General features: G+C 71.8%; 14 protein-coding genes. 5 read left to right on the top strand and 9 right to left on the bottom strand.

Annotation, left to right across the window (positions count from 1 at the left end; genetic code table 11):
* Positions 1 to 201: 201 nt before the first annotated feature.
* On the top strand, positions 202 to 918 hold the full coding sequence (locus AAC944_RS04220) for an SDR family oxidoreductase (protein ID WP_030606255.1): 717 nt from the start codon (positions 202 to 204) through the stop codon (positions 916 to 918).
* 150 nt (positions 919 to 1,068) lie between these two features.
* On the top strand, positions 1,069 to 2,052 hold the full coding sequence (locus tag AAC944_RS04215) for an amidohydrolase family protein (RefSeq protein WP_030606258.1): 984 nt from the start codon (positions 1,069 to 1,071) through the stop codon (positions 2,050 to 2,052).
* Here the strand turns inward: AAC944_RS04215 and nrfD are convergent.
* Genes nrfD through fdh form a run of 3 tightly spaced genes read right to left on the bottom strand, consistent with a single transcriptional unit; the run spans position 2,049 to position 7,272 of the window.
* Positions 2,049 to 3,059: an NrfD/PsrC family molybdoenzyme membrane anchor subunit gene (gene nrfD / locus AAC944_RS04210; RefSeq protein WP_030606261.1), complete on the bottom strand. Its 1,011-nt coding sequence runs from the start codon at positions 3,057 to 3,059 to the stop codon at positions 2,049 to 2,051. The two genes, AAC944_RS04215 and nrfD, sit on opposite strands and share 4 nt — an antisense overlap.
* Complete coding sequence (locus tag AAC944_RS04205; RefSeq protein ID WP_030606264.1) at positions 3,056 to 4,000, bottom strand: 4Fe-4S dicluster domain-containing protein; 945 nt, start codon at positions 3,998 to 4,000, stop codon at positions 3,056 to 3,058. Before AAC944_RS04205 ends, nrfD begins: the two co-directional genes overlap by 4 nt.
* Positions 3,997 to 7,272: a formate dehydrogenase gene (gene fdh / locus AAC944_RS04200; RefSeq protein WP_030606267.1), complete on the bottom strand. Its 3,276-nt coding sequence runs from the start codon at positions 7,270 to 7,272 to the stop codon at positions 3,997 to 3,999. Before fdh ends, AAC944_RS04205 begins: the two co-directional genes overlap by 4 nt.
* 194 nt (positions 7,273 to 7,466) lie before the next feature.
* Here fdh and AAC944_RS04195 point away from each other — a divergent pair, with 194 nt between their 5' ends.
* Positions 7,467 to 8,024, top strand: a complete 558-nt coding sequence (locus tag AAC944_RS04195; protein WP_037771005.1) for a cysteine hydrolase family protein — start codon at positions 7,467 to 7,469, stop codon at positions 8,022 to 8,024.
* An 85-nt stretch (positions 8,025 to 8,109) separates the two neighbouring features.
* Complete coding sequence (locus AAC944_RS04190) at positions 8,110 to 8,442, top strand: hypothetical protein (RefSeq protein WP_030606273.1); 333 nt, start codon at positions 8,110 to 8,112, stop codon at positions 8,440 to 8,442.
* A gap of 15 nt (positions 8,443 to 8,457) precedes the next feature.
* Here AAC944_RS04190 and AAC944_RS04185 read toward each other — a convergent pair whose 3' ends face one another.
* The 6 genes from AAC944_RS04185 to AAC944_RS04160 are packed head-to-tail and all read right to left on the bottom strand — an operon-like array spanning position 8,458 to position 15,148.
* Positions 8,458 to 9,951 carry an alpha/beta hydrolase family protein gene (locus AAC944_RS04185; protein WP_368396847.1) on the bottom strand — a complete coding sequence of 498 codons (1,494 nt, stop codon included), beginning with the start codon at positions 9,949 to 9,951 and terminating at the stop codon, positions 8,458 to 8,460.
* Positions 9,951 to 11,300 (bottom strand): MFS transporter, encoded by a 1,350-nt coding sequence (locus AAC944_RS04180; protein ID WP_037771007.1) that lies wholly within the window; start codon positions 11,298 to 11,300, stop codon positions 9,951 to 9,953. Before AAC944_RS04180 ends, AAC944_RS04185 begins: the two co-directional genes overlap by 1 nt.
* The gene (locus tag AAC944_RS04175) at positions 11,297 to 11,752 is read right to left on the bottom strand and encodes a MaoC family dehydratase (RefSeq protein ID WP_030606281.1); all 456 of its coding nucleotides are present in this window, start codon (positions 11,750 to 11,752) and stop codon (positions 11,297 to 11,299) included. The genes AAC944_RS04180 and AAC944_RS04175 overlap by 4 nt, the downstream gene beginning before the upstream one ends.
* A gap of 37 nt (positions 11,753 to 11,789) precedes the next feature.
* The gene (gene menE, locus AAC944_RS04170) at positions 11,790 to 13,295 is read right to left on the bottom strand and encodes an o-succinylbenzoate--CoA ligase (RefSeq protein ID WP_030606284.1); all 1,506 of its coding nucleotides are present in this window, start codon (positions 13,293 to 13,295) and stop codon (positions 11,790 to 11,792) included.
* A gap of 32 nt (positions 13,296 to 13,327) precedes the next feature.
* Positions 13,328 to 14,194: an amidohydrolase family protein gene (locus AAC944_RS04165; RefSeq protein ID WP_030606287.1), complete on the bottom strand. Its 867-nt coding sequence runs from the start codon at positions 14,192 to 14,194 to the stop codon at positions 13,328 to 13,330.
* Between the two features lie 18 nt (positions 14,195 to 14,212).
* Entirely contained in the window at positions 14,213 to 15,148 is a 936-nt protein-coding gene (locus AAC944_RS04160) for an SDR family NAD(P)-dependent oxidoreductase (protein ID WP_030606290.1), read from the bottom strand.
* Between the two features lie 227 nt (positions 15,149 to 15,375).
* Here AAC944_RS04160 and AAC944_RS04155 point away from each other — a divergent pair, with 227 nt between their 5' ends.
* Positions 15,376 to 15,864 carry a MarR family winged helix-turn-helix transcriptional regulator gene (locus AAC944_RS04155; protein WP_030606293.1) on the top strand — a complete coding sequence of 163 codons (489 nt, stop codon included), beginning with the start codon at positions 15,376 to 15,378 and terminating at the stop codon, positions 15,862 to 15,864.
* Positions 15,865 to 15,878 lie beyond the last annotated feature (14 nt).

Below are 15,878 nucleotides of genomic sequence, written 5' to 3'. Positions count from 1 at the left end.
ACGCACCTGGCATGAAGGGAATCTTACGAACAGGCCCCTTCGGCTCGCTCCGGCGGCGCCGCGGCGGACACACTCGCACCCTACGGCTCGCACGGCTGCAGAGCCGGCACAGCATCACCGATCGACACCGCTCTCGGGTCCCGGTGACACACACGAAGAACTCACAAGAACTCACCACGTGGAGAACGGAGATGACGCTGGATGTCATCGACTGACACCGGACAGAGCAGGCCGACCGCTCTCCTCATCGGTGCCTCGCGCGGCCTCGGCCACGCGATGGCGGCCGAATTCCTCGACAGGGGCTGGAGCGTCATCGGCACGGTCCGCGACACCACGGCCCGCACGCCCCTGCACGATCTCGCTGACCGGGCCGACGGACGCGTCACCATCGAATATCTCGACATCAACGAGCCCCACCAGCTGGCATCCCTGCACGAACGCCTCACACGGCACCGGCTCGACCTGCTCTTCGTCAACGCAGGCACCACGAACAACGAGTCGGCACCGATCGGCGCGGTACCGACAGCCGATTTCGTCGAGGTGATGGTCACCAACGCACTCAGCCCCATGCGCGTCATCGAAGCGCTCGAAGGCCTCGTCACCGCCACCGGACTCATCGGAGTGATGTCGTCCGGGCAAGGCAGCATCACGAACAACACGAAGGGGGGACGCGAGGTCTACCGGGGAAGCAAAGCGGCCCTGAACATGTTCATGCGCAGCTTCGCGGTCCGGCAGGCCGGGACGCAGCGCGGCTTCGTCCTCCTGGCGCCGGGCTGGATACGCACCGCACTCGGGGGGCCGGACGCACCGTACACCGTCGAGGAGAGCGTCCCGCTCCTGGTGGATGTCCTGCTGGCCAAGCTGGGCACGCCCGGCCTGGAGTATCTGGACCGCTCGGGCCGGACCGTCCCCTGGTGAGCCCTGCCGAACCGTACGCGAGGCGCCGTCAGCGGCGTCACCACGCGACCTGCCCGGCCTGCGCGCCGCCCTCATAGCCACTAGCCGCCCTCATAGCCACTCGCCGCCTCGGATGCGTGCGGTGGCGTCCCTTCAGGAGACCGCATACAGATGAGGACCGTTCCTCTCATCGCTGTCGAAGAACACTGGATGATGCCGGAACTGACGTCCGCGCTTCGCGCCGCGCACCGTCCCGACGAGAGCCTTCTCCTCAACGAGATGGGTGACAATCAGCCATGCCTGGAGGACCTGGGGGCCGGCCGCGTCGCAGCCATGGACGCTCAGGACATCGACCTGTCGGTCCTCGCCCTGACGCCGCCGGGAACACAGCCGCTGCCGCCCAGCGAGGCCGTGCCGCTGAGCCGCGCCGCGAATGACACGGCCGCGGCAGCCGTCGCCCGGCATCCGGGCCGTTTCCGTGCCTTGTCCACCCTGCCCATGTCGTCACCCAAGGATGTCGCGGACGAGCTGGAAAGGGCCGCAAGGATGGGGCACGTAGGCACCATGGTCCACGGCCGGTCGGGAGACCTGTTCCTCGACGATCTCGTCTATGACGACTTCTTCACCGCCGCGTCGGAACTCGGCCAGCCGGTGTTCATCCACCCGCAGCTGCCCTCGGCGGCCGTCCGTGACGCCTCTTACCGCGGATTCGGCCCCATGACGGAACTCGCCCTCGCCACCTACGGGTGGGGGTGGCACCTGGACGCCGCGACAGCGGCACTGCGGCTGATCCTGCGAGGGACGTTCGACCGTCATCCCGGGCTCCAGGTCGTGCTCGGCCACTGGGGGGAAACGCTGCTGTTCTGGCTGGACCGAGCCGACAGCCTTTCCCGTATCGCCGGGTTGCGGCGCTCAGTTCTGGAATGCATCCGGTCGAACTTCTACTTCACCGCCTCCGGCATGCTGAACCCGGCACTCCTGCAGCATGCCCTGGCCGTCACCTCTGTCGACCGTTTGCTCTTCTCGACCGACTACCCCTTCCAACGGCCGGCCGGAGAGGACATCGATGCCTTTCTGAGCCATTTCCCGTCCGACGCGGAACGTCGGCGGTTCTCCTCGGCCAACGCGGCATCGTTGTACGGCGTCGAGCTTTAGCTGTGGGGGTGGGTGTGGCTGCGGCCCCTGCTTTCGGTCTCCGCCGCCCGTTCCCTGCGGCGTTCCCGCTGGGGCTGCACCGTGTACTTCGGGTCCTCCGCCGAGGCCATGCCGGCGTGGAAGACGCCGAAGCGGGTGAGGGCGGAGCCGGTGAGCAGGGCGAGGCCGCCCGCGACGGCGGCCGGGCGGCTGCGGCCGCCGAGCAGGCCGGCGGTCGCCGCGCCCGCCACGGTGAGTGCCTGGGCGCAGCGCATCAGCTTGCCGGCCTTGCCCGAGCGGTAGGTCTCGGCGACCATGCCGAGCCGCCGCTCGGCGGCCGCGGTGGCTGCCTTGTCCGCCGCCGCTGCCAGTACCGCCGCGCACCGTGCGGGGCCGGTCTCCCGGGTGGGGGAGACCACCAGGGCCATGCCGGAGGCGGCGGCGGTCGCGGAGGCGGCGAAGAGGTACGGGAGTTCGCGGTGTGCACCGTGCCAGGCGGGCACCGCCGTGTCGGCAGCGAGCACCGCGGTGTACGTGGTGACGGCAGGACCGAGCACCGCGGCCGCGCCGGTCGCGGCGGCTCCGGCGCGCGGCAGCCACCCGGTCACCGCGCTCGCGGCCGCGGCACCCGCCATCGGCCCGTACCCCGCCAGCAGCCAGGAGCCGACGCTCATCGGGGAGGTCGGCTTGCAGACGCGGAGCATGTGGGCGAAGCGGGCGGGGCGGCCCAGGTCGTTGATCAGGGCGGCCGTGGAGAGGGAGATCGCCGCGAGGGAGGAGATCTTCAGGGCCTTGGCCATCGTGGGGCGGCCGGTCAGCTGGGCGCCCGCGGCCAGCACCGAGCCGGCGCCGGCGAGGCCGCCGGTGAAGAAGTACCCGGCGATGTCCCGGTCCTTCCAGGACGGCGCCTTGATGACGGGGCGGCCGTAGTACGAGTCGAACTCGGCGCGCGGCACCATCAGTTCCTCGCCCTTGCCGCGCCGCCCCTTATGGCCTTTCCCCTGGATGCCGGTCGTCGTCCCGCTCATCGCCGTCCCTTCCGTCGCAGGAGCGCAGGGAGCACGAAGGAGGCCACGGCGCCCGCCGCCACCGACAGGGCCGCCGCGCCCGCGTGCTTCCACATCGCGGGCAGGTCGCGGGTGGTGACGACCGGGTCCGGCGGCAGCCCGTAGACCTCGGGTTCGTCCAGGAGGAGGAAGAACGCGCCGTCGCCGCCGACGCCGTCCTCCGGGTCGTGCCCGTAGAGCCGGGCTTCGGGTACGCTGGCCTCCTGGAGCTGGTCGACGCGCAGGGCGGCGCGTTCGCGCAGCTCGTCCAAGGGGCCGAACTGGATGGAGTCGGTGGGGCAGGCCTTGGCGCAGGCCGGTTCCTGGCCGGCGCCGAGCCGGTCGTAACACATCGTGCACTTGAAGGCGCGGCCGTCGTCCTTGCGCTGTTCGATCACGCCGTACGGGCAGGCCGGTACACAGTAGCCGCAGCCGTTGCAGATGTCCTCCTGGACGACGACCGTGCCGTACTCGGTGCGGAAGAGCGAGCCGGTGGGGCAGACGTCCAGGCAGGCGGCGTGCGTGCAGTGCTTGCAGACGTCGGAGGACATCAGCCAGCGCACGTCCCCGGCGGGCCGCTGCGGGTCCTCCTCGGCGAGCGGGAGGTGCGTACGGCCGTCCGGCGCGGCCGACTCCGCCGGGACCTGCCGCGGTGCGGACTGCTCGATGAACGCCACGTGCCGCCACGTCGAGGCGCCCAGGCCCTGGGTGTTGTCGTACGACATGCCGGTGAGCGTCAGGCCGTCCTCGGGGATGGCGTTCCACTCCTTGCACGCCACCTCGCACGCCTTGCAGCCGATGCAGACGGAGGTGTCGGTGAAGAAGCCGACCCGTGCGGGCGGGTCCGGGTGTCCCGCGTCCCCTGCGGGGTCCGGTTCCGGGCCGCTGAAGAGGCTGCCGGTCTCGAAGAAGACGCCGGTCATGACTGGTGCTCGCTTCCCGTGAGCTCGGTGATCCCGGCGCGCCGCCGGTAGTCGGCGACCAGCCGCGGCAGGTCGGGGCCGCGCGGCCGGCGGCCGGGGCGGATGTCGGCGGTCAGCGCCTTGTCCTCCTGGATGTGCGCGTTGGGGTCCAGCGCGATGGCCACCAGTTCGTTGGCGGCGTCGCCGGTCACCGTGCCGTTGGGGCCCCAGTGGAAGGGCAGGCCGATCTGGTGCACGGTGCGGCCCTGTACGGTCAGCGTTTTGATCCGCTCGGTGACCAGTACGCGTGCCTCGACGGCGTTGCGCGCCGTGATGATCGTCGCCCAGCCGGTGTGCGTCAGGCCGCGTTCGGCGGCCAGCGCGGGGGAGACCTCGCAGAAGAACTCCGGTTGCAGCTCGGAGAGGTACGGCGACCAGCGGCTCATCCCGCCCGCCGTGAAGTGCTCGGTGAGCCGGTGGGTGGTGACCACGTACGGGTAGGTCCCCGCGCCGGGCTCGTCGCCGCTGGGGTGGTAGCGGTTGCCGGGGCGTGAGTGGACCTGCCGCGCGGGCGACCGGGAGCGGGACGGGTACAGGGCGTTGGTGAACGGCGAGTCCTGGGGCTCGTAGTGGGTGGGCAGCGGCCCGTCGAGCAGCCCGGCGGGCGCGAACAGCCAGCCCTTGCCGTCGGCCTGCATGATGAACGGGTCGTCGCCGCGGAGCGCGTCGGCCCCCTCGGCGCCGTGGGGCGGTACGTACCCCGGCTCCTTGTCGGGGACGAAGTCGGGGACATCGCGCCCGGTCCACTTGCCGGCCTCGGCGTCCCACCAGATGTAGGCCTTGCGGTCGCTCCAGGGTGTGCCGTCGGGCCGGGCGGAGGCGCGGTTGTAGAGGATGCGGCGGTTGGCGGGCCAGGCCCAGGCCCATTCGGCGGCGACCCAGTCCTGTGCGGTGTGGGGCTTGCGGCGGGCGGCCTGGTTGACGCCGTCCGCGTACACCCCGCAGTAGATCCAGCAGCCGCAGCTCGTCGAGCCGTCGTCCTTGAGCTGGGTGTACGCCGAGAGGGGCGCGCCGTCCGGGCCGCGGCCGTTGATCTCCGCCAGCACGGCGTCGGCGACCGGCTCGGCCAGCTCACCCTGTACGGGATAGTCCCAGGCCAGGTCCTGGATCGCGCGGTCCATCGGGTCGGTGGAGGCGGCCAGCTTCGCCTTGATGCGGCGGCCGAGGTGGTAGGTGAACCACAGGTCGCTGCGCGCGTCCCCGTCCGGTTCCACGGCGGCGTGGTGCCACTGGACCCAGCGGTTGGTGTTGGTGAAGGAGCCGGACTTCTCGGTGTGCGAGGCGGCGGGGAGGAAGAAGACCTCCGTGCCGATGTCCTCGGTGCGCAGCTCCCCGGACTCGATCTCCGGGCCGTCCTGCCACCAGGTCGCCGATTCGATGAGGGAGAAGTCGCGGACCACCAGCCAGTCGAGGTTGGCCATGCCGAGCCGCTGGAGGCGGGTGTTGGCGGAGCCGACGGCCGGGTTCTCGCCCATCAGGAAGTAGCCCTTGCAGGCGCCGTCCAGCTGCGCGAGGACGATGTCGTACGCGCCGTGCGAGCCGGTCAGCCGCGGCAGGTGGTCGAAGCAGAAGTCGTTCTCCGGCTGCGCCGCGTCGCCGTAGTAGGACTTCAGCAGGCTCACGAGATAGGCCCGCATATTGCTCCAGAATCCCTTGTCCGTACGGCTCGCCGTGACGAACGTGTCGAGATCCTCGTGGGTGTGGGCGTGCGGCATCGGCAAATAGCCGGGCAGCAGGTTGAACAGCGTGGGAATGTCGCTCGAGCCCTGGATGGAGGCGTGGCCGCGGAGCGCCTGGATTCCGCCGCCGGGCCGTCCGATGTTTCCCAGCAGCAATTGCAGGATGCTTGCCGCGCGAATGTACTGCGAGCCGACCGTGTGCTGGGTCCAGCCCACCGCGTACGCGAAAGCGCTGGTGCGGTCCGGGCCTGAATTCTCGGTGAGGGCTTCGCAGACGCGCAGGAACGTCTCCTGCGGTACGCCGCAGATGTCCGCCACCATCTCGGGCGTGTAGCGCGCGTAGTGCCGCTTGAGGATCTGGAAGACGCACCGCGGGTGCTGGAGCGTCGGGTCCCGGTCGGGGTCCGGCTCGGCCTGTGCGCCGCCCGAGCCGTGTGTCTCGGCGTGCGCCGCCTCCTGCAGCCGGCGCCCGGTCTCGGGGTCCTTCTGGAGCCGCTGGTCGTGCCGCTGCTCCACGTCGCCCGCCGGGGCCTGCACGCCGCCGCCCTCGTACTGCCAGGTCTCGGCGTCGTAGCGGTGCTTCTCCTCGTCGAGCCCGGAGAAGACGCCGGCCAGGTCCTCGGTGTCCTGGAAGTCCTCGCCGACCAGCGTGGCGGCGTTGGTGTACGCCAGGACGTAGTCGCGGAACTCCTTGCCCTCGGTCAGTACGTAATTGATGATCCCGCCGAGGAAGGCGATGTCGGTGCCGGCCCGCAGCGGTACGTGCAGGTCGGCCAGGGCGCTGGTGCGGGTGAAGCGCGGGTCGACGTGGATGACGGTCGCGCCGCGGGCCTTGGCCTCCATCACCCACTGGAAGCCGACCGGGTGTGCTTCGGCGAAGTTGGAGCCCTCGATGACGATGCAGTCGGCGTGCTGGAGGTCCTGCATGAAGGTGGTGGCGCCGCCGCGCCCGAAGGACGTGCCGAGTCCGGCGACCGTGGAGCTGTGGCAGACCCGCGCCTGGTTCTCCACCTGGACCACGCCGAGGCCGGTCAGCAACTTCTTGATCAGATAGTTCTCTTCGTTGTCCAGCGTCGCGCCGCCCAGGCTGGCGATGCCGAGGGTACGGGCCACCCGCTTGCCGTCGGCCTCCCACTGCCAGGTGTCGCGGCGGGTCGCGATGACCCGGTCGGCGATCATGTCCATGGCGGTGTCGAGGTCGAGCGGTTCCCAGTCGGTGCCGTGCGGCCGCCGGTACAGCACCTGGTGCCGCCGTGCGTCGCCGGTCGTCAGCTGGAGCGTCGCCGACCCCTTGGGGCACAGCCGGCCCCGGCTGACGGGGGAGCCGGGGTCGCCCTCGATCTGCACGACCTTCTCGTCCTTGACGTACACCTGCTGGCCGCAGCCGACCGCGCAGTAGGGGCAGACCGACTGCACCACCCGGTCGGCGGTGTCCGTACGGGGCCGCAGCCGCTCGGTGTACTCCGACATCGCGGCCCGCCCGCGGCCGAGCGGGTCCTTGCCGGTGAGCTGCCGGTACACGGGCCAGTCGCGGATCAGCCGCTGCACGCCCATGAGTCCTCCAGCCGTCGGCGCCCCGCACGGGGATCGGAACGAATGCCTCCAGGGTTGCCCCTGGTGCGGACGGGTGCCCGCCGACATGCCGTCCACACCCGCCGATCGGAGGAGCGGCCGGGGGCCCCGGAGCCCGGGAGGAGTGCGGCGTGTCCGAGGTGAGAAAGGCGGTTCGCCGGTCAACCCTGGAAGGCGTGAGTACTACCGCCCTCATCGTCATCGACATGATCAACACCTACGACCACCAGGACGCCGAGCTGCTGCTGCCCTCGGTACGCAAGGCGCTGCCCGCCGTCGTCCGCCTGATCGACCGGGCCCGCGCGGACGGCGTCCCGGTGATCTACGCCAACGACAACTTCGGCGAGTGGCGCTCGCACCACGGCGAGATCCTGGAGACCGCGCTGGCCGGGCCGCACGCGGAGCTGGTGGACCCCGTACGCCCCGACGACTCCTCGCTGTTCATCGTCAAGGCCCGGCACTCGATCTTCTTCGAGACCCCGATGACCTATCTGCTGGCGCAGCTGGGCATCGACCACGTCGTACTGTGCGGGCAGGTCACCGAGCAGTGCGTGCTGTACTCGGCGCTGGACGCGCACATCCGGCACCTGAAGGTGACCGTCCCGGACGACGCCGTCGCGCACATCCATCCCGACCTCGCCGACGCCGCGCTGCGGATGATGGAACGGAACATGAACACGCGCATCTGCACCGTCGACACGCTGGACTGGGACGCGGCGGCCCGCCGTGATTGACGGCCGCCGTGCCGGGCACACGGGGGCGCGGGAAAGAAGCCGGGCGGAACGCGAGGCGCGTTCCGCGGGAGGAAAGGAGCGCATGATGCCCAGCGGCTCCAACGCCAAGCGTGAACGGCAGTACGAGCACATCAAGGAAGGCGCCGAGAAGCGGGGCACCTCGACCGGGCGGGCGAAGGAGATCGCCGCGCGGACGGTCAACAAGGAGCGGGCGCGCTCCGGCGAGGCGAAGAGCGCGAGCAAGGAGTCCACGCAGGACCGTAAGTCCGCGCCGGAGCGGGGCGGCCAGCGCTCGGGCAACCGTACGGGCCCGAAGGGGCCGACCAAGGACCAGCTCTACCGCGAGGCCAAGGAGAAGAACATCGACGGCCGCTCCTCGATGACCAAGGACGAGCTGGCCAAGGCACTCGGCCGCTGAACCGCCCCGCCGGGCCTACTGCCCGTCGCCCGGGTGCGCCAGGTCGTACGGGCGCGGGTACGGTCCCGACCGGTAGGCGAGGTAGCGCGCCGCCGTCGTCGGGTCGGCCCGCCGTGCCTCCGCGTTGAGGCCATCCGGTGAGGTGTCCCCCCAGCGCCCGGTGCCGATCCGGCGGTCGACCGCGTGCAGCGCGGCCAGCTGCTCGGCGGGCGTGAACGTGCAGTGCCCGGCGTTGTCGACGAACGCCTGGCGCAGCAGGCCGCCCGATCCGGCGGCCGTGACGGCACGGCGGTGCGCCGCGGTCACCTGTACCGGGACCAGCGGGTCGCCGGTGGTGTGCACGTCCAGCTGCGGGGTGCGCAGCTTCCCGGTGAAGGCGATGTTGCGGGTCAGGTAGCGGACGGCCGCGGGGTCGGCCTCGATCCGGGGCGCGCCCGCGAGCGTGCGCAGGTCCTTGCCGAGCGACAGCCCGGCCGACCGGTACAGTGCCTCGACCTCCTCGTACCCGGCCGACCTGCGCAGCATCGCCGCGTAGTCCACGCCCGTGTTCCAGGACATGTTCCCGCCGGCCCGCTGTTCGGCCTCCTGGCGGCGCCGGAAGGCGGCGTCCACCAGCATCGTGCTGACGGCGCGGTACTGGTTGGCCTGCTGCGCCTCGTAGTCGTCCGGCGCGGGCCGGTCCTGGCCCGGATCGTTCCAGCCGGGGATGTTGTGCAGGGCCGCGGCCAGTGCGATACGGGCCCGCCCGGCCGCGCTGCCCTGGGCCTTGGAGAGCACGTCACCGAGCCGGCCGGCGGCCCGGTCCGCCTCGCCGGCGTCGGCGAAGCCGGTCAGCGGGATGCCGGAGCCGGGCGCGAGAAGTGTCTTCAGGGCGAAGGCCGGGTCGAGGGTGGAGTTCCAGTTGGCGACGCCGCCCTGGACGAGGCCGCACAGGGACAGCGAGCCGTCGATGCGGCCGGGGTGCCGTTCGGCGATCGCGGTGGTGACCAGGCCGCCGTACGACTCGCCCCAGGCGAGCGTGCGGCGGGCCGGGCCCACCCGGTCCGCGAAGGCGTCCAGGGTGGCGAGCTGGTCGGGCACGGCCTGCTCGACGGCCCACCCGGTCGCCGCGTACGACGACCCGGCGAGCGCGTACCCCTCCTTCAGCAGCAGTTTCCGCGTGGCGTCGTCGGACGCGTCCACCGCCTCGTTCGGGGCGCCCGCGGGCCGGTACCCGTGGCTGAACAGCAGCAGCGTGCCGTTCCAGCGGGCCGGTGTGTCGATCACGTACGTGGCGCCGGACGGCAGCGTGCCTTGGAGGTGCCGGTCCGCGGGCCGCGGCGCGGCGGTCGCCGGGGCGGCCGTGGCGGCCAGGAGCAGCGCGGCCAGTGCCGCGCCGGTCCGGGCCCGGCGCCGGGCGCGGTGCCGTCGTCCCGGGCCGGTCGTCGAAGAGCGGGTCGTCGAAGAGCGGGGTGTCGAAGCGCCGGTCGTCGAGGAGCGGGACGTCGTGGCGCCGGTCGGGCCGGTCATCAGAGGGCTCCTTCCGCGGAGGTGGCAGGTGGGGCCGATGAGGTGGAGGCGGTGGGCGCGGCACTTTCCAGCCGGTCGCCGCTGGTCTCCCGCAGCCACCACACCGTGAGCGCGGTGACGGCCGCGCCCGCGGTGAGCAGCAGGGCGACGGGTGTACTGCCCCCGTACGAGGCGAGCAGGCTCCCGGCGATCAGCGGCGAGAACCCGGCACCGAGCAGCGTCGCGGTCTGGTAGCCGAGCGAGGCCCCGGTGTACCGAACCCGGGTGCCGAACATCTCGGTGAGCAGCGCGCCCAGCGGCCCGTACATCGTGGACTGGGCGACCCCGTGCCCGAGGACGAGTGCGACGATCAGCAGCCCGGGGCGGCCGGAGTCGACGAGTGCGAACACCGGGAACGCGGTGGCGGCCGAGAGGACCGCACCGGCCAGCACGACCGGGCGCCGCCCGAAGCGGTCCGACAGCGCCCCGGCGCAGGGCAGGACCAGCAGGGCCGTGCAGGAGGCGAGCGTGACGCCGGTGAGGACCTGGGTGCGGGTGAAGCCCTGGCCGACCGCGTAGGACACCATGAAGCTGGTCAGCAGGGACTGGGCGACGAACGGGCCGATCCCGACGCACGCCGCGAGCAGCACGGCGCGCGGCCTGCGCACCACGTCGAACAGCGGCAGCCGGGCGGCGGTCCGCTCTTCCTTGACCGCGCGGAACAGCGGGCTCTCGGCCACTTTCAGCCGTACGTACAGCCCGGCGAACAGCAGGACCAGGCTGAGCAGGAACGGCACCCGCCACCCCCAGGTGCGGAACTGTTCGTCGGGCAGCGCGGCGACGAGGGTGACGACGCCGGTGGACAGGACGGTGCCGAGCGGCGCGCCCAGCTGGGTGAGGCTGGTCCACCGGCCACGCGGCCGGCCGCCCGCGTGCTCGGCGACCATCAGCGTCGCCCCGCCCCACTCGCCGCCGATCGCGACGCCCTGGACGACGCGCAGCAGGACCAGCAGCACGGGCGCCCACACGCCGATCGCGTCGTACGTCGGCAGCAGCCCGATGAGGAAGCTGCCGACGCCCATCAGCACCATCGTCGTCAGCATCATCGCCTTGCGGCCGAGCCGGTCGCCGAAGTGGCCGAAGACGATGCCGCCGAGCGGCCGGGCGACGTACCCGGCGGCGAAGGTGCCGAAGGCCGCGACGGTGCCGGCCGCGGGGTCGGCGGCGGGGAAGAACAGGTCGCCGAAGACGAGCGCGGCGACCGTTCCGTAGACCAGGAAGTCGTAGAACTCCACGGCCGTGCCGATCAGGCCGGAGAGGGCGACGCGTCTGAGCTGCCGTGGGTCCTGGGCGTCGCGCACGGCGGTCATCCGTGGAAGCGGGAGAGGCTGCGCAGGACACAGGCGGGCTTGGTACCGCCCTCGATCTCGACCGTGCCGTCCACCGCGATCTGCACCCCGCCCTTCACCTCGTCCACGGACGCGAGGGTGGCGGCGAGCCGGATGCGCGAACCCACCTTGACGGGGGCGGGGAAGCGGACCTTGTCCAGGCCGTAGTTGACCTTCGTGGTGACGCCCTGGACGTCGAGAAGCTCGGTGAAGAGCGGTATGAAGAGCGAGAGCGTCAGGTAGCCGTGGGCGATCGGCGCGCCGAAGGGGCCCTCGGCGGCCTTCTCGGGGTCGGTGTGGATCCACTGGTGGTCGCCGGTGGCGTCGGCGAAGGTGTCGATGCGGTCCTGGGTGACCTCGATCCAGTCGCTGGTGCCCAGGTCGCTGCCGGCGAGCTTCTTGAGTTCGGCGAGGCCGTCGACGGTGATGGTCATGAGAGTCTCCTTACGGGGAGGTGGAGGTGACGGTGCGTCAGCGCGGGCCGTAGAGCGCGCGGACGCGGGGCTTGAGGAGCTTTCCTGAGGCGGTGCGCGGCAGTTCGTCCGCGACCACGACCGATTTCGGGATCTTGTACTTGGCCAGCCGCCCGGCCAGCGAGGCGAGCACCTCGGCGGGGTCCAGGGCGCAGCCGTCCCGGGGGACGACCACGGCCCGCGGCACCTCGCCCCACCGCTCGTCCGGTACGCCGATCACGGCGCACTCCGCGATACCGGGGTGGGCGAGCAGGGCACTCTCGACCTCGGCCGGGTAGACGTTCTCGCCACCCGAGATGATCATGTCCTTGAGGCGGTCGACGACGGTGACGTAGCCGTCCGCGTCCACCCGGGCCGCGTCGCCGGTACGGAACCAGCCGTCGGCGAAGACCGCCGCGCTCTCCTCCGGCAGGCCCCAGTAGCCGGACATCACGTTCGGGCCGCGCACCAACACCTCGCCGGGCTCGCCGACCGCGGTGGGGGAGAGGTCGGGGCGCACCACCCGTACGTCGGTGAAGAAGTGCGGCACCCCGGCCGAGCCCGCCTTGCTCACGGCGTGCTCACCGTCCAGGAAGAGCGCACCGGGCGCCGCCTCGGTCATGCCGTACCCCTGCTGGAAGGTGAGCCCGCGCTCCTGGTACGTGGCGATCAGCGGCGCCGGCACGGGGGAGCCGCCGCAGGTGAGGATGCGCAGCGAGGAGAGGTCGGCGGCCGGCCAGCGCGGGCTGTGCGCGATCCGCTCGAACATGGTGGGCACGCCGAACATGAAGGTGATCCGGTGCTCGGCGATCAGGTCGAAGGTGGCCTCCGGGTCGAAGGACTCCACCAGGACGCAGGTGCCGCCCTTCAGCAGCACCGGCAGGGTGAGCATGTTCAGCCCGGCGGTGTGGAACAGCGGCGCGGAGACCAGCGCCACCTCGTCCGCCGTGAGGTCGGTGTCGACCAGGACGTTGACGGCGTTCCAGGTGAGGTTGGCGTGCGTGAGCATCGCACCCTTGGGACGCCCCGTGGTGCCGGAGGTGTACATGATGATGCACACGTCGTCGCCGGTGACCGGCTCGTCGAGCGGTCCGTCCGTGGCCTCCGCGATCAGCTCCTCGTACTCCGGGCCCACTTCGACGTACGTCCGCACGGGCCCTGCCGGGTCCCGCAGCCCGTCGACGAGCGCGGCGTGCGCGGGGGCGTGGACCAGTGTGGCCGCTCCGGAGTCGGCCAGTTGGTAGGCGATCTCGGGCCCGGCCAGGCGGGTGTTGAGCGGCACGAAGACGGCGCCCAGCGCGCCGGCGGCGAAGAACGTCTCCAGGAAGGACGGATGGTTGGGGCCGAGGTAGGCGACCCGGTCGCCGCGCCGGACACCGCGTGCGCGCAGCGCGTGGGCCAGCCGGGTGGTGCGGTCGTGCAGCTCTGCGTAGGTGGTCGCCGCGCCCTCGTGGCGGACGGCGGTGCGGTGCGGGGTCTTGCGGGCCCGGCGGGCGGGCCACGACCCCAGTCCCTCGTTGCGCACAGCGGCTCTCCTTGGGGGGCCTTGCGGTGGGATCAGGCGAGCCCGAGCAGCCGGGCGGCGTTCTCCTTGAGGATCTTCGGCCGGACCGCGTCCTTGATCTGGAGCTTCTCGAAGTCCGCGAGCCAGCGGTCCGGCGTGAGCACGGGGTAGTCGGAGCCGAACAGCACCTTGTCCTTGAGCAGCGTGTTGGCGTACTGCACCAGCTGCGGCGGGAAGTACTTCGGCGACCAGCCCGACAGGTCGATGTGCACTCCGGGCTTGTGCGTGGCGACGGCCAGCGCCTCGTCCTGCCAGGGGAACGACGGGTGCGCGAGGATGACCTTCAGGTGCGGGAAGTCGGCGGCCACGTCGTCGACGTGCAGCGGGTTGGAGTACTTCAGCCGGATCCCGCCGCCGCCCGGCACGCCCGCGCCGATGCCGGTCTGCCCGGTGTGGAAGAGGGCGATGGCGCCGGTCTCCTCGATGACCTCGTACAGGCCGTACGCCAGCCGGTCGTTGGGGAAGAACGCCTGGATGCTCGGGTGGAACTTGAAGCCGCGTACGCCGTACTCCTCCACCAGCCGCCGGGCCTGCTTGACGGCCGCCTTGCCGCGGTGCGGATCGAGGGAGGCGAACGGGATCAGGACGTCGGCGTTCTCGGCGGCGGCCTCCGCCACCTCCTCGTTCGGTACCGGCTCGGTGCCGGTCGCGGACTCCGCGTCCACGGTGAAGACGACCGCGGCCATCTTCCGCTCACGGTAGTACGCGGCGATCTCCGGCAGCGTCGGCTTCCGGTTGCCCTCGATCTTGAAGTATGCGGAGGAGGCGTCGGCCAGGCTGTCGTCCAGGGACGCCTGCCCCTTGCTGGAGACCTCGGCGTGCGTGTGCACGTCGATGGCCACCAGCTCGGCCACGTTCATCGTGCCGGTCGTCATGGCTCAGGCCTCCGGGATCACGGGGGCGGGGATGCCCACGGTCTGCGGCTCGCGGCCCACGCTGCTGTGCCAGGCCGCCGCGACGGTCTCCGGGCGCCAGCCCCCGTCCGCGTACGCGACGGACACCTCCTGCGGGTGCGACCACAGCGCGAGCTTGTCGCCGCCGATGCCGACGCACTGGCCGGTGACGTCCTTCGCCGCGTCCGAGGCGAGGAAGGGCACCAGCGCCGCGCAGTCCTCGGCCGTGCCGAAGCCCTCGCCCTTGCGCAGGAAGTCCGGCAGCGGCTCGCCGCGCCGCATCGCCTCGACGTACGGGGCGAACGCCGGGATCGTCTCGGTCATCGCCGTCGCCGCGACGGGCACGATCGCGTTGACGGTGATCCCCGCCCGCGCCAGCTCCATCGACCAGGTACGGGTCATCGCGGCGATACCGGCCTTGGCGGCGGCGTAGTTGGTCTGGCCGAAGTTGCCGCGCTGGCCCGCGGGGGAGCCGACCAGGATCAGCCGGCCGCCGTCGCCCTGCTCCCGCATCCGTACGGCGGCGGCCCTGGCGCAGGTGAAGGTGCCCTTGAGGTGGGTGGTGAGCACGGCGTCGAAGTCGTCGTCGGTCATCTTCCACAGCACCCGGTCCCGCAGGATGCCCGCGTTGGTGACCATCACGTCCAGCCGGCCGAACTCGTCGACGGCGCGGGCCACGAGCCGGTCGGCGGCCTCGGCGGTGCCGACGGCCACGGCCTCGGCGACGGCCCGGCCGCCGGCCTCCGTGATGCTCTTCGCGGCCTGCTCGGCCACGGCTTCGTCGAGGTCGTTGACCACGACGGAGGCGCCGGCCGCGGCGAGCGCCGAGGCGTACGCGAGGCCCAGGCCGCGGCCGGAACCGGTCACGACGGCGACCTTTCCGGTGAGGTCGACGGGGCTGGGGGAAGCGGGTCCGGACATGGTGGCGTCCTCTCAACAGGTCTGCTGAACAAGGGGGTTGGCGGTACCGCGGGAAGGCGTCCGGACTGCTCGTCCGGCTCCCGGCCTCGCCGTGATCGAAGCTAAGACCAATCATTGTTGACGTCAATGTTTGTTCTTGTAATCGAATATGCGGCATGCTGGGCCCGCTGGTGAGATGGAGAGCCGGAGAGACCGCCCCGCACCCGGGGCTCTGAACAGGGAGCGCCATGACCCCCCAGGGAAAGCCCGCCGTCCAGGCCAGGCCCGTCGACGCCGACGAGCCGTGGATGCGGGAGCTGCACGCCGACACCGGATACCTGCTCTACCGGCTCGGCCTGCGCTCGGGGCAGCTCTTCAACGCGGCCCTCCAGGAGTCGGGCCTCCGGCTGCGCCACTACGCGCTGCTGCGCTACCTGGCCACCGTCGAGGGCGCGCCGCAGCGGGAACTGAGCGAACGGCTCGGCTACGACCCCAGCGCCATCGTCGGCCTCGTCGACGACCTGGAACGGCTCCGCCTCGTCGAGCGCCGCCCGGCCCCCGCCGACCGGCGCCGCCGCATCGTCGTCCTGGCCGAGGCCGGCCGTACCTACCTCCGTGACACCGACGAGGCCAGCCACCGCGTCACCGAGGAACTGACCGGCCCGCTCTCGGCGGAGGAACGCGAGACGCTGCACACCCTGCTGCTGCGGGTCGCGAAGCGGGACGAGGAGCGCTAGGCCTTTCGTTCGCA

It is taken from the genome of Streptomyces sclerotialus, assembly GCF_040907265.1.
In the GTDB taxonomy this organism is placed as follows: domain Bacteria; phylum Actinomycetota; class Actinomycetes; order Streptomycetales; family Streptomycetaceae; genus Streptomyces; species Streptomyces sclerotialus.
This window is presented reverse-complemented; position numbering and strand designations above follow the sequence as displayed.